A 19,141-nucleotide genomic window follows, 5' to 3' on the forward strand; every position below is an offset into this window, starting at 1 on the left:
CGTTCCCCGTGGTTCGTGCGGCCGGTGATGCGTGCGGCCGGGGACCGTGTGGTCCGGCCGGGATTCCGGCCGTGCGAGGGGGCTGGCCGGATGCCGGGCACGGCGGGATGCTGGAGCCGCGGTGACGGAGCGCGGCGGCGAGGGGGAACCTCATGTCGGGTGCGAGTCGGGGCGCGGCCCTGGGTGTGGGGCCGTACGCGGAACTGACCTTCGACGCCGAGGGGGACGTGGACCCCGGTTCCCGGGCGGCGGTCGCCCGCCTGGAGGCCACCGACCTGCTGGTGTTCTCGCACGGCTGGAACAGCGAGCCGTCCACGGCGACCCGGCTCTACGACCGCTTCTTCGCACCGTTCCCCGGGCTGGTCGGACCCTCGGTGCGGCTCGGCTACGTCGGTGTGGTCTGGCCCTCGATCCGGTTCGCGGACGAGCCGATCCCGGACTTCGAGGCACCCGCGGCAGCACCCGGCACCCGGCCGGGGCTCGATGCCGAAACCCGGTCCGCGCTCGGGGAGTTCTGGCCCGGGCACGAGGCCGAGCTGACGCGCATGTCCGAACTGCTGCGGATTCGGCCGGAGTCCGAGGATGCGATCGCCGAATTCGCCGCACTGGCACGCGCTTTGGCAGGGGTGACCACGGCATCGGCATCGGCATCGGGGATGGGGGTCGGCGTGGCGGCGGATCCCCTGCCGCTGATCTTCGGCGGGAACCCGGTCGACGCCTGCCGCGCCCTGGCCGCCGGGCTGACGGAGGCCGGCTCGACCGAGCCGGAGGGACTGTGGAACGGCGGCAAGGAGCTGCTCCGGCAGGCGACGTACCACCGGATGAAGAAACGGGCCGGGGTGGTCGGCGAGCGCGGGCTGGGCCCCGTGCTGACGGAGCTGTCGCGCTCCCGTCCCGGGCTGCGGATCCATCTGATCGGGCACAGCTTCGGCGCCCGCGTGGTGTCGTTCGCGCTGCGTGCGGTGCCGGACGGGTGGAGGTTCGTCCGTTCCCTGACTCTGCTTCAGGGAGCCTTCTCGCACTACGCGTTCGCGGACCGGCTGCCGCACGACGGGGACCGGGGCGGGGCGCTGGCCGGGCTGCAGCGCCGCGTCGACGGGCCGGTGGTGTCCTGCCACTCGCGGCACGACACGGCCTTGGGCGTCTTCTATCCGCTGGCCTCCCGGATGGCGGGCGATTCAGCCGGATTCGCGGGGTTCGACGCCCGGTGGGGGGCCATCGGGCACGACGGGGTCCAGGCGGTCCCCGGAGCCGTGCGCCTCACCCTGGACGACGCCCTGCGGAACGGGCTGCCGGTGGCGGGTTGCGCGAGCGTGGACGCCGCTTCGGTGGTCCGGCGGGGCGGTCCCCCGTCGGGGGCGCACAGCGACATCTGCCACGAGGAACTGGCCCGGGTGGTGGTCACTGCGGGGCGTATGGGGCGCTGAGTTCCGGCCATGTGCCACCCGTACGCCTCGACCGCCCCCGCATGCGCCCACACCCGTCCGGGCATGTTGGCCACGGAGGTGAAGGTGCGCACGGAGGTGACGATGCGATGGCGGGTTTCCGGAGCCTGGCGGTCCAGGTGCGCGACGCGCGCAATGACCGGGCGTTGCGGCGGCATTCGCTGCGCCGCTGTCTGGAGAGATTCGCGCCGTACGGGCACAGGGCCACCTGGTGGCACCTGTGCGACCGGCACGGGATAGGGCCGGAGGACAGGGCGGCGGATCCCCAGCGGCTGGTGGCGGCGCTGGAGGAACTGGAGGAGGCCAGAGCGGTCTGGCTGGAGTACGAGCGGCACTTCGCGGAGCGGCGGCGCCGGGAGAAACACGACGGGCTGCGGCGGCCGGAGTGGGCGTGGGGCGGTGAGGCGGTGATGCGCTGCGCGGATCCGGGCGTACGGCCCAAGGAACCACTGGGCGAGGTGCTGCGCCGGCTGGTGAAGGTACTGGAGTCGGAGCCGGGCACGACCTGCCCGGTGTGCGGTGCGCGGGAACTGTGCTGGGGGCCGGCACGGCAGCTGCGGGCCCGGTCGGAGGGGGGCCAGCCGCATGGGGGCCAGCCCTGGGACGGCCCGGTGTGCGCCGGCTGCGGCATCGTCGTACCGCGGCCCGCCCTGGCGGACGCGGACACGGGCACGGCCACGGGCACGGACACGGGCACGGACACGGGCACGGGTGCTGACGCGAGCACGAGTTCGTGCACGAGCGCGGGCAAGGACGCGGGCACGGGCACGGCATGACGGCTGCGCGACGGGGGCAGCCGACGCCGGAGCCACGGGCCGCGACGGTGCCGGCGCCTGTGTCGGTGCCTGTGTCGGTGCCGGTGCCGGTGCCGGTGCTCCAGGTGACGCTGAACGGCTCGCGTACGGCGGCGGAGAGCGCGGCGGTACCGCTGTCGCCGGAGGCGCTGGTGGAGTCGGCGGTCGAGTCGGTCGAGGCGGGAGCCACCGAGGTTCTGGTGCATCCGCGCACCCCGTGCGGACGGGAATCCCTGTCGCCGCGGGTGGTGGGGCCGTTGCTCGCCGCGCTCCGGGCGGCGGTACCGGCGCCGGTGCCGCTGGTGGTGTGCGCGACGGTGGCGGCGGAACCGGATCCCGCGGCGCGACTCGCCCGGATCGCCGGCTGGGAGGTCCTCCCGGACCGGGCCGTGGTCGGCCTCTCGGAGCCGGGAGCGGTGGAGCTGGCCTCGGCGCTGGCGGAGCGGGGCGTGGCGGTGGACGGCGTACTGCGTCCGGTGCGGGTGGGCCCCTCCCCCGCACCGGAGGACGCTGCCGGGCGGCCGGGGGACCACGCCCCGGACGGGGTCTCCCGCCTTCCGGCAGGTCTCCCGCTGACGCGGTTGCTGGTGCCGCTGCCGGATGCCGGCGCGCCGGCCCGGCTGTCGCTGCGCCTGCCGGGCTCCGGCCCGGACGTGCCGCTCACCCGGCTGCTCGCGGCCCGCGCGGACGAGGTGGTGCTCTACGGGCGGGACGACGCCGCCTGGCCGGTGCTGCGGTGGGCGGGCCGGCTGGGCGCGGGGTGCCGCACCGGTGTCGGGGACGTACTCCGCCTCCCGGACGGCTGCCCGGCACCGTCGAACGCCGCCCTGGTCGCGGCGGCCGTGGCCCACCTGACGGCTGTGAAGGCGCCTCGGGCCCGGCGTGATCCGGAGGATCCGGAGGATCAGAAGGATCCGGAGGATCAGAAGGATCCGAAAGGCACGGCCTAGAGTCGGGAGCCCGAGATGACGGCGCCGATGGCGTCGTCGGGGTTCGACAGCGCGCACGACTTCAGCGACAGGCAGCCGCAGCCGATGCAGTCGGACAGCTGGTCCCGCAGCCGCGTCAGGCGCTCCAGCCTGGCGTCGAGTTCGGCACGCCACAGTTCCGACAGCTGCGCCCAGTCCTCGCGGGTCGGGGTCCGCTCCTCCGGGAGCCGGGCGAGGGCCTCGCGGATCGCGTCCAGCGGCATGCCGACCCGTTGCGCGGCCCGTACGAAGGCGACCCGGCGCAGCGTGTCGCGGGTGAAGCGCCGCTGGTTGCCGGAGGTGCGGCGGCTGCTGATCAGCCCCTTCGACTCGTAGAAGTGGAGCGCGGAGACCGCCGCCCCGCTGCGCGCGGACAGCTGGCCTACGGTGAGTTCGTGGATCTTCTCGGGAATCTGCGGCACCCTGCCGAGAGTAGTCGGCTCGCCGTGATTCGTTGACAGATACATGCCGCCGAACCATGCTGAGCAAGCGCTTGTTCCGACGCCCCGATGGCCCCAGAGGGAGACCCATGGCCGAGCCGAAGATCTTCACGTCCGCGGACGAGCTACGGGCCGGGATCGGCGTGCCGCTCGGCCCCGGCGACTGGCTGGAGGTGGACCAGAAGCGGATCGACCTCTTCGCCGACGCGACCGGTGACCACCAGTGGATCCACGTCGACCCCGAGCGCGCGGCGTCCGGCCCGTTCGGCTCGACCATCGCGCACGGCTATCTGACCCTCTCGTTGCTGCCGAGCCTGGTGCCGCAGATCATGCGGGTGGAGGGCATGCGGATGGGCATCAACTACGGCGTGGACAAGGTCCGTTTCCCCGCGGCGGTGCCGGTCGGCTCGCGGCTGCGGGCGACCGCCGCGATCACCTCGGTGACGGAGGCCGGCGGCGGGGTGCAGGTCGCCGCGACGGTCACGGTCGAGCGCGAGGGCGGGGAGAAGCCGGTGTGCGTGGCGGAGACGGTGTCCCGCTACTACTTCTGACGTCCCCGCACCGCTTCCGGCTCCCCCACTCGGGCCCGAGGGCCGCGGCTGCAGGCAGCCCTCGGCAACGACTGCTACGCCTGCTGCCGGGCGCCCACCATGCGGAGTACGAGGTCGGCGTAGAGCGCGCCGACCTCGTCGGGCGTCCGGTTCCCCGCGGTGTTGAACCAGCGGGCCACGTCGATGCAGAGGGAGAGCACGGCCAGGGTCGTGCCGGGGAGATCGGGGACGTCGAACTCTCCGGCCTCCACTCCCTCGGCGAGGATCCGGCGCACCGCCGCGTCGCTCCGGCGGCGCAGTGCCACGATTTCGGAGCGGTGCTCCGGACCGAGAGCGTCGAGCTCGTACTGGACCACCCGCGCGGTGGTGTGGTGCGCGGCGTGCCACCGTACGAAGGACCGCACGGCGGCGTCGAGCCGTGCGGCCGCGTCCCCGGGACCGTCGGCCGCCGTCGTGAGGATCTCCAGGGCCTTGTCGTGGCCGATCCGGCTGATCCGGTGGAGGAGTTCTTCCTTGGTCTTGTAGTGGATGTAGAGCGCCGCCGGGCTCATCCCGGCGCGCTGCGCGATGTCGCGCGTGGTGGTGGCGTGGTACCCGCGCTCGGCGAAGGCGTCCACGGCCGCGATCAGCAGCCGCCGCGCCGCGTCGGGGACGACCTCCGACCACGGCACGTACTCGCCGCCGCTGCCGCCGGCCTCCTCCGCGCTGACCATCGCTCGCTCACCTCTCCGCCTCGGGGAGTGAACACCTTACCGGAGGCTGAGCAAGCGCTTAGCCCGCTCCGCGCCGAGCGCCGGGCGTTGAGTCGCTCGGCGTTGAGTCACTCGGCGTTGAGTCACTCGGCGTTGAGCCGGAGTGGAAGCCGGGCCACTCCCGCCGAGCCGCCCGGTGCCGCCCGGTGCCGCCCGGTGCCGCCCGGTGCCGCCCGGTGCCGCCCGGTGCCGTCGGCGGCCTACCCCGCCGCCTTCGGGGTCTGCGGCCGGTACGGGTCGTAGTCCGTCATGATCTTCTCCATCCGGGCCTGGTCCACCCGGCTCACGATCTGCTCCGCCTCCTGCCGGTCCCGGACCACCTTGGCCAGGGTGAACGCCGAGGTGGTGAGGTAGAGGACGGAGATGCCGAGGAAGGCCCGGACCCAGGCGTCCGCGTCGAGGTTGTAGATCCCGAGGCCCACCGCGCTGATCGCGACGCCGAAGGAGGCGACGGCCTGGCCGTAGTACGCCCCCGTGTTCTGCTGCTTGACCGGTGTCTCGTTCATGCGCCCAGCTTCCCGCCGGTTCCGCCGGGCGGCCATCCGTACGCGTACTCAGCCGCGTACTCAGACACCCACGGACGTACGCACGCATGCACGCGCACGCACGCACACGCGGGCTCGCTCCTCAGAAGGCCGAAACTCCCGTGCGGGCACGGCCGATGAGGAGTTTCTGGATCTGGCTGGTGCCCTCGTAGAGGGTCATCACTCGGGCGTCGCGCAGCAGTTTGCCCGCCGGGTACTCGTCCACGTAGCCGTAACCGCCGTGCACCTGGAGGGCGTTGCCCGCCGCCCGGACCGCCGCCTCGGAGGCGAAGAGCTTGGCGGTGGCCGATTCGGTGGCGAAGGGCCGCCCGCGGTCGATCAGGTCGGCGACCCGCCAGGTCAGCAGCCGGGCCGCGTCCACGTCCACCGAGATGTCGGCGATCAGCTCCTGCACCAGCTGGTGCCGGGCGATCGGCTTGCCGAACTGCTCGCGCCCGGCGGCGTAGGACACGGCCGCCTCCAGCGCCGCCCGGGCGATGCCCACACAGCCCGCGGCCACCGACATCCGGCCCTTGGCGAGGGCGGACATGGCCACCGAGAAGCCCTTGCCCTCGGGGCCGAGCATGGCGGAGGCGGGCACCCGGACGTCCTCCAGCACCAGTTCGGCGGTGGCCTGGCCGCGCAGGCCCAGCTTGCCGCGGATCTCGCGCCGGGTCAGACCGGGGCTGTCGGCCGGGACGAGGAAGGCCGATATCCCGCGGTGGCCGGGCTCGTCGCCGGTCCGGGCGAACAGCAGGACCACATCGGCCCAGGTGCCGTTGGTGATGAACATCTTGCTGCCGTTCACCACGTACGCGTCCCCGCCCGCGCGCACCGCCCGGGTGGTCAGGGCGCCCGCGTCCGATCCGGTGCCGGGCTCGGTGAGGCCGAAGCAGCCGAGGGCCTCGCCGGAGCAGAGGCGGGGCAGCCATTGCCGCTTCTGGTCCTCGTCGCCCCACGCCGCGACGGTCTTGGCGACCAGGCCGAGGGACACGGAGACGATGCCCCGCACCGAGGAGTCGCCGCGGCCCAGCTCCTCGGCGACCAGGACGTAGGAGAGGTGGTCACCGCCGGAGCCGCCGTACTCCTCGGGGACGGTGAGGCCGAGGAAGCCCAGGTCGCCCAGCTTCTTCACGATCGCCCGGTCGACGCTCTCGGCGCGGTCCCAGGCGGCGGCGTACGGGGCGATCTCGCGGTCGGTGAATTCGCGGGCGAGCCGCTGCACGGCGGTCTGCTCCTCGGAGAGTTCCAGGTTCACGGACACCTCACCCCTCGCCCGCCGACCATTTAACTAGCAGCGGTAGTTTTTGGTTGCCGGGGCCTACTATGTGGCGCATGGCCAGACCGCGCAAGCCCCTGTTGAGCAGAGACCGCATCGTCGAGACGGCTGGGGCCCTGGTGGACGCGGAGGGGCTGGAGGCGGTGTCGACGCGCCGGCTGGCGGCCGCGCTCGGGGTCAGCGGGCCCTCCCTCTACAACCACTTCCGCACCAAGGACGAGATCCTGGACGCCGTCGCGGACGCGGTGAGCAGCCGGGTGGACCTGTCGATGTTCGAGGAGTCCGACGGCCGGGACTGGCGGACCGCTCTGCACGACTGGGCGCACTCCTACCGTGCGGCACTGGCCGACCACCCCCACATCGTGCCGGTGCTGGCACGCGGACCGGGGCGCCGGCCGGCCGGACTGCGGGTCGCGGACGCGGTGTTCGGGGCGATGACGACGGCGGGCTGGCCGCCCGCCCAGGCGACCCGGATCGGTGCGCTGATGCGCTACTTCATCCTGGGCTCGGCGGTGGGCTCGTTCGCGGGCGGCTTCGTGGACGACGAGCAGGCGTACGACCCGGCGGACTACCCCCACCTCGGCCAGGCCCACCTCCTGGCCGAACGGCGCCGCGAAGTGGACGAGGGCGCCTTCGAAACGGGCCTGAGGGCATTGCTGGACGGCCTGGGCCTGCAGTACGAGGCGGCGGTGCGGGCACATCGCGGCGGGGAGGGCGGCACGCCGCGATGACGCATGGACGTGATCTTGTTCCTAGGATGAGGCCATGTCCCTGCCGCACCGCCGCTCCGCCTCCGTCATCGCCACGCTGGTCGGCCTGTTGGCCGCCGGACTGTCGGGTTGCTCCTCGGAGCGGTCCGGCTCGGACGGGGAAAAGCCGTCCGCACCCGCCGCGGCCGGCACCACGGCGGCGAAGCCGGCCCCGCCGAAGCCCGAGGGGGCGCTCGGCGACATCCTGGTGGCCGGGCGTCCCGTCACCGGTTCGGAGGCTTCCGGGCACGCCAAGGTCCCGTGGCGGCGCACCTATACGGACGGGGAGCTGTACTCGGCCGTCACGGGCTACCGCTCGATGGCGTTCGGTGCCGCGGGGCTCGAAGGGCTCTTGCAGGACGAGATCACCGCGGGTAAGGACGTGGCGACCACCATCGATCCGGCGCTCCAGCGCGCCGCCTTCGACGCGTTGCGCGGGCGCAAGGGCGCCGCGATCGCCCTCGACGCCCGCACGGGCGAGATCGTCGCCCTGGTGAGCACCCCCGGGTACGACCCCGGGACGTTCAGCGGGTACATGACCGCCGACGACAAGGCGATGAAGCAGCTCCGCGCGAGCCCCGACGGGCCACTCTCCAACAAGGCCCTGCGCAACGTGGAGAACATCGGCTCCGCCGCCCATGTCATCGTCGCCGCCACCGCCCTGGAGAAGGGGCTGCTCGCCTCGGTGGACACGCCGACGAGCAGCCCGGCCGTGTTCAACGTCCCCGACAGTACGGCCCGGTTCGCCGGGGATCCCGCCCACTGCACCGACGCGAGCCTGCGTACGGCCCTCCGCCACGCCTGCTCGAACGTCTTCGCGCGCCTGGCGGCCGACCTGGGCGGGGAGGCTCTGGCTGCCACGGCCGGCGCCTTCGGGTTCAACTGGGACACGATGGACATGCCGCTGCGGACCTGGGCGAGCACCTGGCCCGCGAAGCCCGGGAATCCGGCGCAGCTCGCGCTCACGGCCGACGGCCTCTTCGACACCAAGGCCACCCCCGTGCACATGGCGATGGTGATGGCCGCGGTCGGCAATGGCGGCACCCGGGTCCAGCCGCAGCTGGTGGCCGCAGGTGTGGGGCCGGCGCCCATGCCCGCCCGTCGCGCCGTATCCCGGCACACCGCGGACGAGCTGCGGTCCGCCATCGGCGACTCGGTGAACGCCTGGGTGCCCTCCGCCTCGGTCACCTGGGCCCTGGCGTCCGGCTCGGCCCGTGGCGGCCGCCCGCTGGCCGTCGCGGTCTGCCTGTCCACCCCCACCGACACCACTCAGGAGGCCGGGGGGATCGCCGCGCGGCTCGCCGGGGCGGCCGGCCGGTGACCCGGCGGCCCGTCCCGGCCGGGCCGCACGGACCGCCTTGCGCCGCTACTTGGGAGCCACCCGGCAGGCCTTGGCTGCGACGTCATTGGAGATGCCGGCCTGGACGAGGCTGGCGGAGCAGCTGGTCTGGTTGCCGATCTGGCCCTCGTAGCACGCCTGCTTGACGGCGTCCGAGACCTGCATCTTGGCCTGGGCGACGGCCTGTTCGCACTGCTGCATGTTCGCGTGGGCAGTGGGCCCCGCGAAGACGACGGCGCCGGCGGCGAGGGTCAGGCCGGCGAGGACGGTGGAGATACGAGCCGACGGACGCATGCGGATGCACCTGCTCTCTCGGTCGGTCACGGGATCGGCGAGTGCGCCGGACCACGGGCGGGGGCGACGCGGAGCAGCCTGTCCGAGGGGTGGCCGGCTCGACGCCACGGTCACCCTCGCCCTTTCGACGCTAGAGCACCCCACCCGTGCACGCACGTTCGGGCCGGCCGCACTGCCGTGGTCCGCAGGCGTCAGAAGACGACCAGGGACCGGCCGCCCTTGCCCGCGAGCATCGCGTCGAAGGCCGCCGGGATGCCCTCCAGACCGATCCGGTCGGTGACCAGGCCGGCCAGGTCGAGGCGGCCGGCGAGGGCGTGCTCGGCGAGGACCGGGAGGTCCCGGGCGGGGTCGGTGTTGCCGTAGACGCAGCCGGTGAGGGTCCGGGCGAAGTGGAAGATCTCCAGCGCGTGGAAGGAGACCTGCTGCTCCTTGCCGCCGATGCCGACGACGGTGGCGCGGCCGCCGCGCCGCGTGGACTCCCAGGCCGTCCGGATCGTCTCGGCGCGGCCGACGCATTCGATCGCCACGTCCGCGCCGTGGCCGCCGGTCAGGGCGCGGATCTGCTTGGCGGTGGTCTCGGAGGCGAGGACGAAGTCGGTGGCGCCGGCCGCACGGGCCAGTTCCTCCTTGGCCGGGGAGACGTCCACCGCGATCAGCGGGCCCGCCCCGGCGATACGGGCGCCCTGGAGCGCGGCCAGGCCGACGCCGCCCACGCCGAACACGGCCACCGACTCCCCGGGGCGCACCTGGGCGCTGTGGTGGACGGCGCCGTAGCCGGTGAGCACGGCGCAGCCGAGCAGGGCGGCTTCGGCGAGCGGGATGCCGGCGGGGGCGGGCAGCACGCAGTTGGCCGCGACGACGGTCTCCTCGGCGAACGCGGCGACGTTGAGGCCGGGGTGGAGGTCGGCGCCCCGGTCGTCCCGGGCGTAGACCGCGCCGACTCCGGTGAGCGCGTTGGCGCAGAGCCAGACCTCGCCGATGCCGCAGTGGTGGCACTGCCCGCAGGACGGCGCCCAGTTGAGGACCACTCCGTCGCCGGGGGCGACATGGGTGACGCCCTCGCCGACGGACACGACGGTGCCCGCGCCTTCGTGTCCGAGGACCGCCGGCACCGGGACCCGCATGGTGCCGTTGGTGAGGGAGAGGTCGGAGTGGCAGACCCCGGCGGCGGCGAGCCGGACCCGGACCCGGCCGGGGCCGGGCTCGGGCAGGACTATCTCCCGTATCTCCAGCGGTGCTCCGACGGCGGGCAGGATGGCGGCGCGGACCATGATGGCGATCTTCTCCGTCTGGGTGGGTGTCTGTGTGCCGGGGTGGTGGTCGGGCGGGCGGTGCGGGTCGGGCGGGCAGTGCGGTCGGGCGGGTGGTGCGGTCAGGCAGGTGGTGCGGTCAGGCAGGTGGTGCGGTCAGGCAGGTGGTGCGGTCAGAACTGCAGGGACTTGGTCTGGAGGTACTCGGCCAGGCCGTGCGGTCCGAGTTCGCGGCCCACGCCGGACTGCTTGAAGCCGCCGAAGGGGGCGAGGGGGTTGAAGCGGCCGCCGTTGATGTCCACCTGGCCGGTGTCCATCCGGCGGGCGAACGCGACGGCGGTCTCCTCGTCGGCCGCCCAGACCGCGCCGCCGAGGCCGTAGACGGTGCCGTTGGCGATCCGGAGCGCGTCCTCCTCGTCCTCGTAGCGCAGGATCGAGAGGACCGGGCCGAAGATCTCCTCCTGGGCGATGGTCATCTCGGGGGTGACGTCCGCGAAGACCGTGGGCGCGACGAAGTAACCCCGGTCGTGCGGCGCGTCGGGGCCGCCGGCGACGAGGCGGGCACCCTCCTCGACCCCCTTGTCGATGTAGCCGCGGACCCGGTCCCGCTGCTTGGCGTTGATCACCGGGCCGAGGCGGGTCCCGGTCTCGCGCGGGTCGCCGACCGGGTAGCCGGCGACCGCCTCCGCGGCCAGGGCCACGGCTTCCTCGTACCGGTCGCGGTGGACCAGCATGCGGGTGAGGGCGTTGCAGCTCTGGCCGGAGTTGTTCATGACGTGGCCGACGCCGGTGGCGACGGCCTTGGCGAGGTCGGCGCCGGGCAGGATGACATTGGCCGATTTGCCACCCAGTTCCAGGGCGACCCGCTTGACCGCGGCGCCGGCGGTGGCACCGATGAGCCGGCCGACGGCGGTGGAGCCGGTGAAGGAGACGAGGTCGACGTCCGGGTGGGCGGCCAGCGCCTGTCCGGCGACCGGGCCGGTGCCGGTCACCAGGTTGAACACGCCGGCCGGAACACCGGCCTCGTGGACGGCCTCGGCGAAGAGCTGCGCGGTCAGCGGGGTGTCCTCGGCGGGCTTGAGGACGACCGTGCAGCCCGCCGCGAGAGCGGGTGCCACCTTGGCAACGATCTGGTGCAGCGGGTAGTTCCAGGGCGTGATGGCGCCGACGACCCCGACGGGGGCGAGGAGCACGGTGGAGTTCCCGATGCGCTCCTCGAAGGGGTGCGCGGCGGCGATCTCGGCGAACGAGGAGGCCACCGCGACCGGAGCCCCGACGTGCACCATCTCGGAGAAGCCGAGCGGTGCGCCGAGCTCGGCGGTGATCAGCTCGGCGAACTCCTTCTTGCGGGCCACCAGGACGTCGCGTACGGCGGCGATCCGGGCGGCGCGTTCGGCGGGCGGAGTGGCCGCCCAGCCGGGGAAGGCCTCACGGGCCGCCCGTACCGCCGCGTCCACGTCCTCGGCGCTGCCGGCCGGGACACCGGCGAGGACCTGCTCGTCCGCCGGGTTCACGACCTCGATCCGGTCGCGGCCGGCGGCGGGCCGCCATTCCCCGCCGATGTACATGCCGTCGTGGGCCTTCATGGGCTTCCTCCCGGACCGATGCGCGATGGACGACCGATGTGCAATGAAACTACCTCGCCGACACCCTACGGATGAGCGGCGCCGGTTTTCTTCACGGCGGCCTCAGATGATGCCGAAAAGCATCCCTGCGGCGAGTACCACCAGGGAGGTCAGGGCGGCCCATTTCACCGTGAACCGGGTGTGGTCGCCGAATTCCACCTTGGCCATGCCGACGAGCACGTAGACGGCCGGGACCAGCGGGCTGGACATGTGGAGGGCCTGGCCGACCAGGGAGGCGCGGGCGATCTCCAGCGGGGACACCCCGTGGGCGGCCCCGGCCTCGGCGAGCACCGGCAGGACGCCGAAGTAGAAGCCGTCGTTGGACATGAAGTAGGTGAGCGGCAGGCTCAGCAGGCCGGTGACCAGGGCCATGTGCGGGCCCATGCCCTCGGGGACGGCGTCCACCAGCCAGTCGGCCATCTGCTTGACCATGCCGGTGCCGGTGAGGACCCCGGTGAAGACGGCTGCGGCGAAGACCATGCCGGCGACGTTGAGGACGTTCTCGGCGTGGGCGGCGATGCGCTCCTTCTGCTCGGGCATCCGCGGGAAGTTGACGGTGAGCGCGAGGGCGGCGCCGAGGAGGAACAGCACCGGGATGGGGAGCAGTTCCATGATCATGGCGGTGAGCAGGGCGATGGTGAGTCCGGCGTTGAACCAGTAGAGCCGGGGGCGCAGGGTGGCGCGGTTCGGGTCCAGACCCCGGAAGTCCTCGTCCTCGTCCTCGCCCTCCGGGGCGGGTCCCGGACGGCCGTCCGCCGCGCCGGCGGCCTTGGCAGGTGCGGCTGCGGAGCCCGGGGCGGATCCGGAGCAGGGTGCGGTTCCGGAGCCCTGCGCCACTGCGGAGCCCGCTGCGGCTGCCGAAGCCGGCGCGCTCCCGGTGCCGCCGGCCGCGACCGGCACCTCCTCCTCGACCTCGCCCGGCATGACCAGGGACCCGACCCGGCGGCGCTCGCGCACGCCGAGGACGTAGGCGAGGACGAAGACGAAGACGAGGCCGACGGCCAGGGCGGGGATCATCGGGACGAAGATGTCGGCGGCGTCCAGCTTGAGCGCGGTGGCCGCGCGGGCGGTGGGGCCGCCCCAGGGCAGGGTGTTCATGACGCCGTTGGCGGTGGCGGCCACACCGGTCATCACCACCAGGCTCAGGCCGAGCCGTTTGTACAGCGGGTACATGGCCGAGACCGTGATCATGAAGGTGGTGGAGCCGTCGCCGTCGAGGGAGACCACCGCGGCGAGCACCGCGGTGCCGACGACCACGCGCATCGGGTCGGCCTTGCAGAAGCGCAGGATGCCCCGGACGATCGGGTCGAACAGGCCGACGTCGATCATCACACCGAAGTAGACGATGGCGAACATCAGCATGGCGGCGGTCGGGGCGAGCTTTCCGACGCCTTCGATGACGTAGTCCCCCAGGTGCGCGCCCTGGCCGGCGGCGACGCAGAAGAGGGCGGGGACGATGACGAGGGCCGCTATGGGCGACATCTTTTTCATCATGATCAGGACCAGGAACGTCGCGATCATGGCGAAACCGAGGATGGTCAGCATGCAGGGAAGGTAAGGAGCGCACTCACCGGCCAACAAGGGGTGAGCGCGTGAGCAATACGAGCAAAACCCCAGCTCAGGGCAGGGGTACGGGCGGCGGGGAGGTCAGTCCAGGACCCGGGCCAGATAGGCGTGCATCATGGCGCGGGTCTCGTCGACGATGTGCCGGTCGCCCGCCGGATCGGACCGGAAGGCGAGCTGGATCAGGGCGTCGGTGGCCTCGACCGCGACCAGCACGGCACGCCCCAGCACCTCGTCCGCGACCAGGCCGAGGTGGGCGCAGAGCAGCTCGGTGAGCCGCGCCGCGACCAGCAGGTTGGGGTCCGTGACGGGCCCTTCGGCGCCCTCGGGCGGCGGTGCGGGCACCCCGAAGTCCACGAGCACGAAGCCGGGCACGCTCCGCTTCATCGCCAGGTACTCGTCGAGCACCGCGTCGACCACGGGCCGCCAGTCGGTGGCCGGGAGCTCGGCGAGCCGGTCGGCGATGCCCTGGGCGTAGCGGTCGAGGTTGCGGTGGGCCAGGGCGTCGGCCATGGCCCGCTTGTTGCCGAAGAAGCGGTAGACGGAGCCGATGGGCACGCCGGCGCGCACGGCGACGGCGCGGGTGCTGAGGTTCTCGTAACCGGTCTCGTCGAGCAGCTCCGCGCATGCGTCGAGGATCCGGGCGAGCCGGTCGGCGCTGCGCTGCTGGATCGGGGCGCGGCGGAGGGAATGGGCGGGAGGCACTGCTGGCACGGGGTCCATCATGCCGCTCCTCGTTGTGGATCAGTTCAGCAGGAGGCCTATTCCGCCGACGGTGTAGACGATCATCAGCGCGAACAGGGGGAGCTGGCCCGCGACGGCCCGGGCGGGCGGGAGGAGCCGGACCGAGCGGTCGTGGGCGGCGACCACGCCGAGGACGTGGCCGGTGACGACGGCGGTGACCTGGAGGGCGGCCAGGGCGCCGGGGCCCAGGGGTGGGACGGGCGGAGGGGCGTTGTCAGTGCCGAGTGCCATGCTTACGGTGCGTGGCCCTTCGGTCACCAGGAGGGAGAAGTAGTGGGCGACGAGATAGCCGAGGGCGATCGGCACGAGTGAGTGCGCGAAGGCGGTCAGGGGGCCGGGGAGCGGGCCGGAGACCAGGCGGGTGGCCGCGGCGCACAGGCAGTGGAGGGCGGCGACGAGCGCGACGGCGCCGAGGAGTCCGAGCGTGGCCGTGGGGACGCGGCCGAGGGGGGAGGTCTGGACGGTGTTGATCCAGGAGGGGGTGTCGGAGAAGCCGTCGTAGGCGGTGGATCCGAGGAGGACGCAGACGGTGGCGACGAGTCCGGGCCGCTCGGGCGTCGAGTCGAGTCCGTGGAAGGGGTTACGGAGGACCAGGCGGCCGTCGCTGCGGCGGCCGAGGGGGGACAGCCGGGCGAGCAGGCCGGAGTACACCTCGAAGGCGTCGCCGTGGCCGAACCAGCGCTCGCCGTAGCGGGCGGCGAGCAGCAGCTGGACGGTGGCGTAGAGGACGAGTGCGGTCAGGAGGGTGGTGGCGGACGCCGGGTCGGGGGCGACGAGCTCCAGCCAGGTGAAGCCCAGCAGTCCGGCGGCCGCGGGCCGGGTGCCGAGGGCGGCGGGCACCGGGCGGGCGGGTGCGGGGCGGACCGGGCCGGCAGGGCGGGCCGGGCCGGCAGGGCGGGCCGGGTCGGCAGGGCGGGCCGGGTCGGCAGGGCGGGCCGGGTCGGCGGGGCGGGGGTCGTGGCGCGGGAGGTGGGAGCGCAGTCGGGAGAGCGGGCGGGCCGAGAGGGAGTGGAGGGTGCGGAGCGGGTTGAGCAGGCGCCAGACGGGGCCGAGGAGGAGGGAGGCGGGGACCAGGCCGACCCAGAAGAGCACGTAGACCGCGCCGGGGGCGGGATTGCGCGCGGGGTCGTCGGGGCCGAACAGGAGGTGCAGCACGACGAAGGCGGCGGCGGCCAGGCCGAGGGCCCGCAGGGCGGTGCGGGTCCGCGGGGCGTCGGCGAGGCGCTGGATCCGGTCGGGGAGGGCGAGGCCGGAGCGGTCGCCGCGGAAGCGGGAGGTGGACCAGAGCAGGCCGAGGGCCAGGAAGGAGACGAACAGGGCGGTGAAGGCGCCGGCGAACGCGTAGAAGGGGGAGATCGGCAGGTCGTGGGTGGAACCCACACCGTGCGCCAGGAACCGGCCGGGGCCCGGCCCGGGCGGCAGGACCGGCACGGCGAGCGGATCCGGTAGGGCGGGCGGATCCGGTAGGGCGGGCGGATCCGGCGGGGCGGGCATGCCGGTGCCGGACGGGACGGTCACGGTCGGCACCCGGGTCACCGGACCACGAGCTGGGCGAGGACCAGGCCGGATTCGTGGGTCTCGACCTCGAACAGGCCCGTGCGGTCGACGGCGAGGAGGAGGGTGGCCTCCTGGCCCGGCGGCAGGGCGAGTTCGCGGTCGTAGCCGTGGACGTGCAGGGTGTCCGCGCGGTCGCTGGTGACGCGCAGGGCCACGCTCTGGCCGCGTTTGAGCTCGGTGCGGCCGGGCGCCGGGCTGACCTTGCCGTCGCGGACCGAGACCGTGACGGTCCGGTCGGCCGTCGCGCCGCCGGATGCCGCGCCGCCGGATGCCGCGCTGCCGGGCGCCGTGCTGCCCTGCGGGGCGCCGCCCGGCGGCGGGGTCGCCGTGCTCGTGAGCGGGGCGGGTGCGTCGTGGCTGTGGGCGGGCGGGCCGCCCGCGGTGGCGGTGAGCTGCGCCGTGGCCTCGACCGGCTTGCCCGCGACCGCCCACGCCGTGTGGTCGTCGGCGTAGAGGCGGACGGTCAGGGTGTGCGGGCCCGGGGGCACCTGCGCGGCCGGCAGGTGGTACCAGGGGCCGTACAGCCTGGCCAGCTTGCGGCCGTCGAGCTCCAGGTGCGCGTGGCCCGTTCCCGGGAGGGCCGCGCCGCCGGTGCTGTCGGGGGTGAACCGGAAGTTCTGCACGGCGAGTTGGAGGTTCCAGCCGTCCTCGGTGTCGGCGCGGAGGCTGAGCCGGACCTCGGGCGCGCCGGCGGCCGGGACCTCGCGGAAGCGGTGGCCGGCCGCGTCCTCGGCGTCCAGCAGGGTGCCGGTGCTGCCGGACGCCTGCTCGTGGCTGGTGCCGGGCTTGTGGTGGGTGGTCGGCCGCCCTCCGCAGCCCGCCGCCCCGCCGGCGGCGAGCAGCAGCACCACGGCGAGCAGGGCCGCGGCCGTGCGGGTCCGGCGGAACGGCGTGCGGCAGGCGCCATGGGCACCACAGGCGCTACAGACGCCACGAGTGCCGCAGGCATCACTGATGTCCGGCCGGCCGTTCATGCGGCTCCCTCCGGGGCCCCGGGCGTTCCGTCCCCGGGCGTTCCGTCCCCGGGCGTCCCGTCGCCCCGGGCGGCCGGTCCGGGCCTGCGGGCGGCCTGGGCGTCGGGGCCCGAGCCGCGGGCGGGCGGGGTGGGGGGCGCCGCGGTGTCCAGGGCCGGGGCGGGGCCGGCCGGGACCGGGACGCGGTCGCCGGACGGAGGGGGGTCGGACGGGCCGGCGGGGTCCTGGGGGGTGCCGTCGGGGCGGGCGGCGGCGATCACCGCCCAGAGCACCCACACCACGGCCACCGGGCCGCGGATCCAGGCCGGGCCCACCGGGATCCACGGGATCATCAGCACGGCCTTGTCGAAGGCGTCCAGCAGGGTGAGGGCGCCCAGGAGCAGGGTCAGCCGGGCGAGCCAGGGGCGGGAGCGGCGCAGGGCCAGGCCGGTGCCGGTCCACCACAGGCCCTGCAGGAGCAGTGCCAGGGCGGGCACGGGGGTGCCGGTCAGGGACATGGTGGAGCCCGCCACGTCCAGGGCCAGGCCGGCCGCGCCCGCGGCGAACGAGGCGGTGCCGAGCGGGTCGCGGCGCAGGCGGCGCCACCACAGGGTGCCGCCGACGAGCAGCAGGACCGCGCCCGCGGCCAGCGCGATCTGGGTCTCCACCCGTTCCAGGCCGCGGGCGCCGTACCAGTCGCAGCCGGCCGGCAGGCGGCGCGCCTGCACGTTGTAGTCCGCGCAGACCAGGAGCTGGACCAGCTTCACCGGTTCGCCGACCAGCCGGGCCGAGGCGCCGGAGACCTCGCCGCGCGCCGCCCCGCACTCGGGCAGGGTGCCGGGGGTGGAGCCGTCCGGCCCGTTCTGCCAGCAGTTGCGCCTGCCCTGGCCGTCCCACCACACGTCCATGCCGTTGGGGCGGGAGGCCCCGGCCTTGTCCCGGCCGAGGACGTTGCCCGCGTACCGGTTGTGGTGGGAGGTGTCGGCCTGCTTGGACCACTTCTCCTCGCCGCGGATGAAGGCGGGCACGGCGGAGAGGAAGAACGCGGCGCGCCGGTGGCCGTAGACCCAGTTGTCCTCGTAGATGTTCCAGTTCCCGCCGGCGGTGATGATGCCGGTGCCGGGGGGCATGGAGATCTGCGGGCAGACCACGCCCTGCTCGTACCCGCGGTCCACGGGGGCTTTGGCGCAGGTGCCGTCCGCCACGTACCGGTAGTAGTCCTGGTTGTTGTCGTGGATCAGGTTCCGCTCGAACTTGGCGTGGTTCTGCGGGAGTCCGGGGTGGCCGGGGAAGGCGCTGTCCATCGAGGCGCCGCCCATGTTCCGGTCGAACTCGTTGTCGTGGACCCAGACCGAGTCTCCTGCGGTGCCGGAGTATCCGACCATGTTGTGATGGCTGCGGCAGCCGGTGATCTCGATGGAGTAGCGGGGCACGTCGTAGCCGCGGCCGTCGTTGATGTTCGAGGCGCTGCCGGGGTAGATGCCCGAGTCGCCGTTCCCGTAGGACTCGCAGTTCCGGTAGAGCCCGTGGTCGCTGGCGAAGGTGAGGAAGCCGTACTCGTCGTTCCAGCGGGTGAGCACGTCGTCGATGACGAAGCCGTCCCCGGCGAGGACGTAGAGCGAGTTGAAGGTCGTGCGCTGGGCGGTGAAGTTGCGGAAGTAGATCCCGTTCGACTTGTCCGCCCGGATCGCGTTCAGCTTCCGGTACTTGGCGTCGACGACCACGTCCAGCCGGGATGCGCCCGTACCCTCGATCTGCAGGTCCGTCTTGCCGAGGATGGCGACCAGGTTCTGGTTGTGCGGGCAGCGGGCCTGCTGCTCGTAGCCGAGGATCTGGTAGCCGAAGGAGGACTTGGGCGCCTCCAGTGCGGCGCACTCCCCCGCCGGTTCGGGCAGCGAGGGCTCCTCCTCGTAGAGCCCGGGCAGGATCGCGATGTTCATGCCCGGCCGGTCCACCCTGTCGACGGCCTGCTGGAGGTGCCGGAAGCCCCCGCTCTGGCAGCGGGCGAAGAGGTCCAGGTTGCGCTGCCGCAGCTCCGCCGGGAAAGCGGATATCCGCTTCTCGAAGTCGGCCCGGTCGGCCTTGCAGACGATGAGGTCGGGTTCGCCCGTGCGGTACCGGGGAACGGAGCCCGAGCCGTCGGGGAAGGTGACCGGGCGCTCCTCGTGCGCGCGGGCGGCGGGCGCGGCCGCGAGCACCGCCAGTACGGCGAGGAGCAGGGCGAGGAGGGCGGCGGGCAGGGCGGCGGCGGGCGCCGCCGGCACGGCAGGGAACCTGCGGGTCCACGACATGCGCGAGAGAGTAGAGCAATGTT

The 19,141-nt window shown here is 73.8% G+C and carries 18 protein-coding genes; 6 read left to right on the forward strand and 12 right to left on the reverse strand.

Annotated features, from left to right (window positions below):
- Positions 1-152 precede the first annotated feature (152 nt).
- From AB0O36_RS22060 to AB0O36_RS22070, 3 genes are all read left to right on the forward strand, one after another.
- Positions 153-1,427 carry a serine-threonine protein kinase gene (locus tag AB0O36_RS22060; RefSeq protein WP_365113063.1) on the forward strand — a complete coding sequence of 425 codons (1,275 nt, stop codon included), beginning with the start codon at positions 153-155 and terminating at the stop codon, positions 1,425-1,427.
- Between the two features lie 107 nt (positions 1,428-1,534).
- Positions 1,535-2,221, forward strand: a complete 687-nt coding sequence (locus AB0O36_RS22065; RefSeq protein WP_365113065.1) for a hypothetical protein — start codon at positions 1,535-1,537, stop codon at positions 2,219-2,221.
- 59 nt (positions 2,222-2,280) lie between these two features.
- Positions 2,281-3,189: a 3-keto-5-aminohexanoate cleavage protein gene (locus AB0O36_RS22070; RefSeq protein WP_365113067.1), complete on the forward strand. Its 909-nt coding sequence runs from the start codon at positions 2,281-2,283 to the stop codon at positions 3,187-3,189.
- Here AB0O36_RS22070 and soxR read toward each other — a convergent pair.
- A complete protein-coding gene (gene soxR, locus AB0O36_RS22075; RefSeq protein WP_365113070.1) occupies positions 3,186-3,629 on the reverse strand; it encodes a redox-sensitive transcriptional activator SoxR in 444 nt (147 codons plus the stop codon). The two genes, AB0O36_RS22070 and soxR, sit on opposite strands and share 4 nt — an antisense overlap.
- A 107-nt stretch (positions 3,630-3,736) precedes the next feature.
- Between soxR and AB0O36_RS22080 the strand changes: the two genes are divergently transcribed.
- Positions 3,737-4,198, forward strand: a complete 462-nt coding sequence (locus AB0O36_RS22080) for a MaoC family dehydratase (protein ID WP_365113073.1) — start codon at positions 3,737-3,739, stop codon at positions 4,196-4,198.
- 74 nt (positions 4,199-4,272) lie between these two features.
- Here AB0O36_RS22080 and AB0O36_RS22085 read toward each other — a convergent pair whose 3' ends face one another.
- The 3 genes from AB0O36_RS22085 to AB0O36_RS22095 all read right to left on the reverse strand — a co-directional run bounded on the left by AB0O36_RS22085 (position 4,273) and on the right by AB0O36_RS22095 (position 6,732).
- Complete coding sequence (locus AB0O36_RS22085) at positions 4,273-4,911, reverse strand: TetR/AcrR family transcriptional regulator (RefSeq protein ID WP_365113075.1); 639 nt, start codon at positions 4,909-4,911, stop codon at positions 4,273-4,275.
- A gap of 239 nt (positions 4,912-5,150) precedes the next feature.
- Entirely contained in the window at positions 5,151-5,456 is a 306-nt protein-coding gene (locus AB0O36_RS22090; RefSeq protein ID WP_365113077.1) for a YiaA/YiaB family inner membrane protein, read from the reverse strand.
- A 121-nt stretch (positions 5,457-5,577) separates the two neighbouring features.
- Positions 5,578-6,732 carry an acyl-CoA dehydrogenase family protein gene (locus tag AB0O36_RS22095; RefSeq protein ID WP_365113080.1) on the reverse strand — a complete coding sequence of 385 codons (1,155 nt, stop codon included), beginning with the start codon at positions 6,730-6,732 and terminating at the stop codon, positions 5,578-5,580.
- Positions 6,733-6,809: 77 nt separating this feature from the next.
- On the opposite strand from AB0O36_RS22095, the gene AB0O36_RS22100 reads away from it, so the two are divergent.
- Positions 6,810-7,484 carry a TetR/AcrR family transcriptional regulator gene (locus tag AB0O36_RS22100; RefSeq protein ID WP_365113083.1) on the forward strand — a complete coding sequence of 225 codons (675 nt, stop codon included), beginning with the start codon at positions 6,810-6,812 and terminating at the stop codon, positions 7,482-7,484.
- Between the two features lie 34 nt (positions 7,485-7,518).
- Positions 7,519-8,823 (forward strand): penicillin-binding transpeptidase domain-containing protein, encoded by a 1,305-nt coding sequence (locus AB0O36_RS22105; protein WP_365113086.1) that lies wholly within the window; start codon positions 7,519-7,521, stop codon positions 8,821-8,823.
- Between the two features lie 45 nt (positions 8,824-8,868).
- Here AB0O36_RS22105 and AB0O36_RS22110 read toward each other — a convergent pair whose 3' ends face one another.
- The 8 genes from AB0O36_RS22110 to AB0O36_RS22145 form a co-directional block, all read right to left on the reverse strand.
- Positions 8,869-9,135: a hypothetical protein gene (locus AB0O36_RS22110; protein WP_365113088.1), complete on the reverse strand. Its 267-nt coding sequence runs from the start codon at positions 9,133-9,135 to the stop codon at positions 8,869-8,871.
- Between the two features lie 191 nt (positions 9,136-9,326).
- Positions 9,327-10,406, reverse strand: coding sequence for a Zn-dependent alcohol dehydrogenase (locus AB0O36_RS22115; protein WP_365113091.1), 1,080 nt, complete (start codon positions 10,404-10,406; stop codon positions 9,327-9,329).
- A 152-nt stretch (positions 10,407-10,558) separates the two neighbouring features.
- Positions 10,559-11,971 (reverse strand): aldehyde dehydrogenase family protein, encoded by a 1,413-nt coding sequence (locus AB0O36_RS22120; RefSeq protein WP_365113094.1) that lies wholly within the window; start codon positions 11,969-11,971, stop codon positions 10,559-10,561.
- 102 nt (positions 11,972-12,073) lie between these two features.
- Positions 12,074-13,555, reverse strand: a complete 1,482-nt coding sequence (locus AB0O36_RS22125) for a citrate:proton symporter (RefSeq protein WP_365113096.1) — start codon at positions 13,553-13,555, stop codon at positions 12,074-12,076.
- A gap of 102 nt (positions 13,556-13,657) precedes the next feature.
- A complete protein-coding gene (locus AB0O36_RS22130; RefSeq protein ID WP_365113304.1) occupies positions 13,658-14,296 on the reverse strand; it encodes a TetR/AcrR family transcriptional regulator in 639 nt (212 codons plus the stop codon).
- 21 nt (positions 14,297-14,317) lie between these two features.
- Positions 14,318-15,835: a hypothetical protein gene (locus tag AB0O36_RS22135; RefSeq protein ID WP_365113099.1), complete on the reverse strand. Its 1,518-nt coding sequence runs from the start codon at positions 15,833-15,835 to the stop codon at positions 14,318-14,320.
- 14 nt (positions 15,836-15,849) lie between these two features.
- On the reverse strand, positions 15,850-16,848 hold the full coding sequence (locus AB0O36_RS22140) for a hypothetical protein (protein ID WP_365113102.1): 999 nt from the start codon (positions 16,846-16,848) through the stop codon (positions 15,850-15,852).
- Complete coding sequence (locus tag AB0O36_RS22145) at positions 16,845-19,118, reverse strand: right-handed parallel beta-helix repeat-containing protein (protein ID WP_365113105.1); 2,274 nt, start codon at positions 19,116-19,118, stop codon at positions 16,845-16,847. The genes AB0O36_RS22140 and AB0O36_RS22145 overlap by 4 nt, the downstream gene beginning before the upstream one ends.
- Positions 19,119-19,141: the final 23 nt, after the last annotated feature.

The organism is Streptomyces sp. NPDC089799 (assembly GCF_040684755.1).
GTDB lineage: Bacteria > Actinomycetota > Actinomycetes > Streptomycetales > Streptomycetaceae > Streptomyces.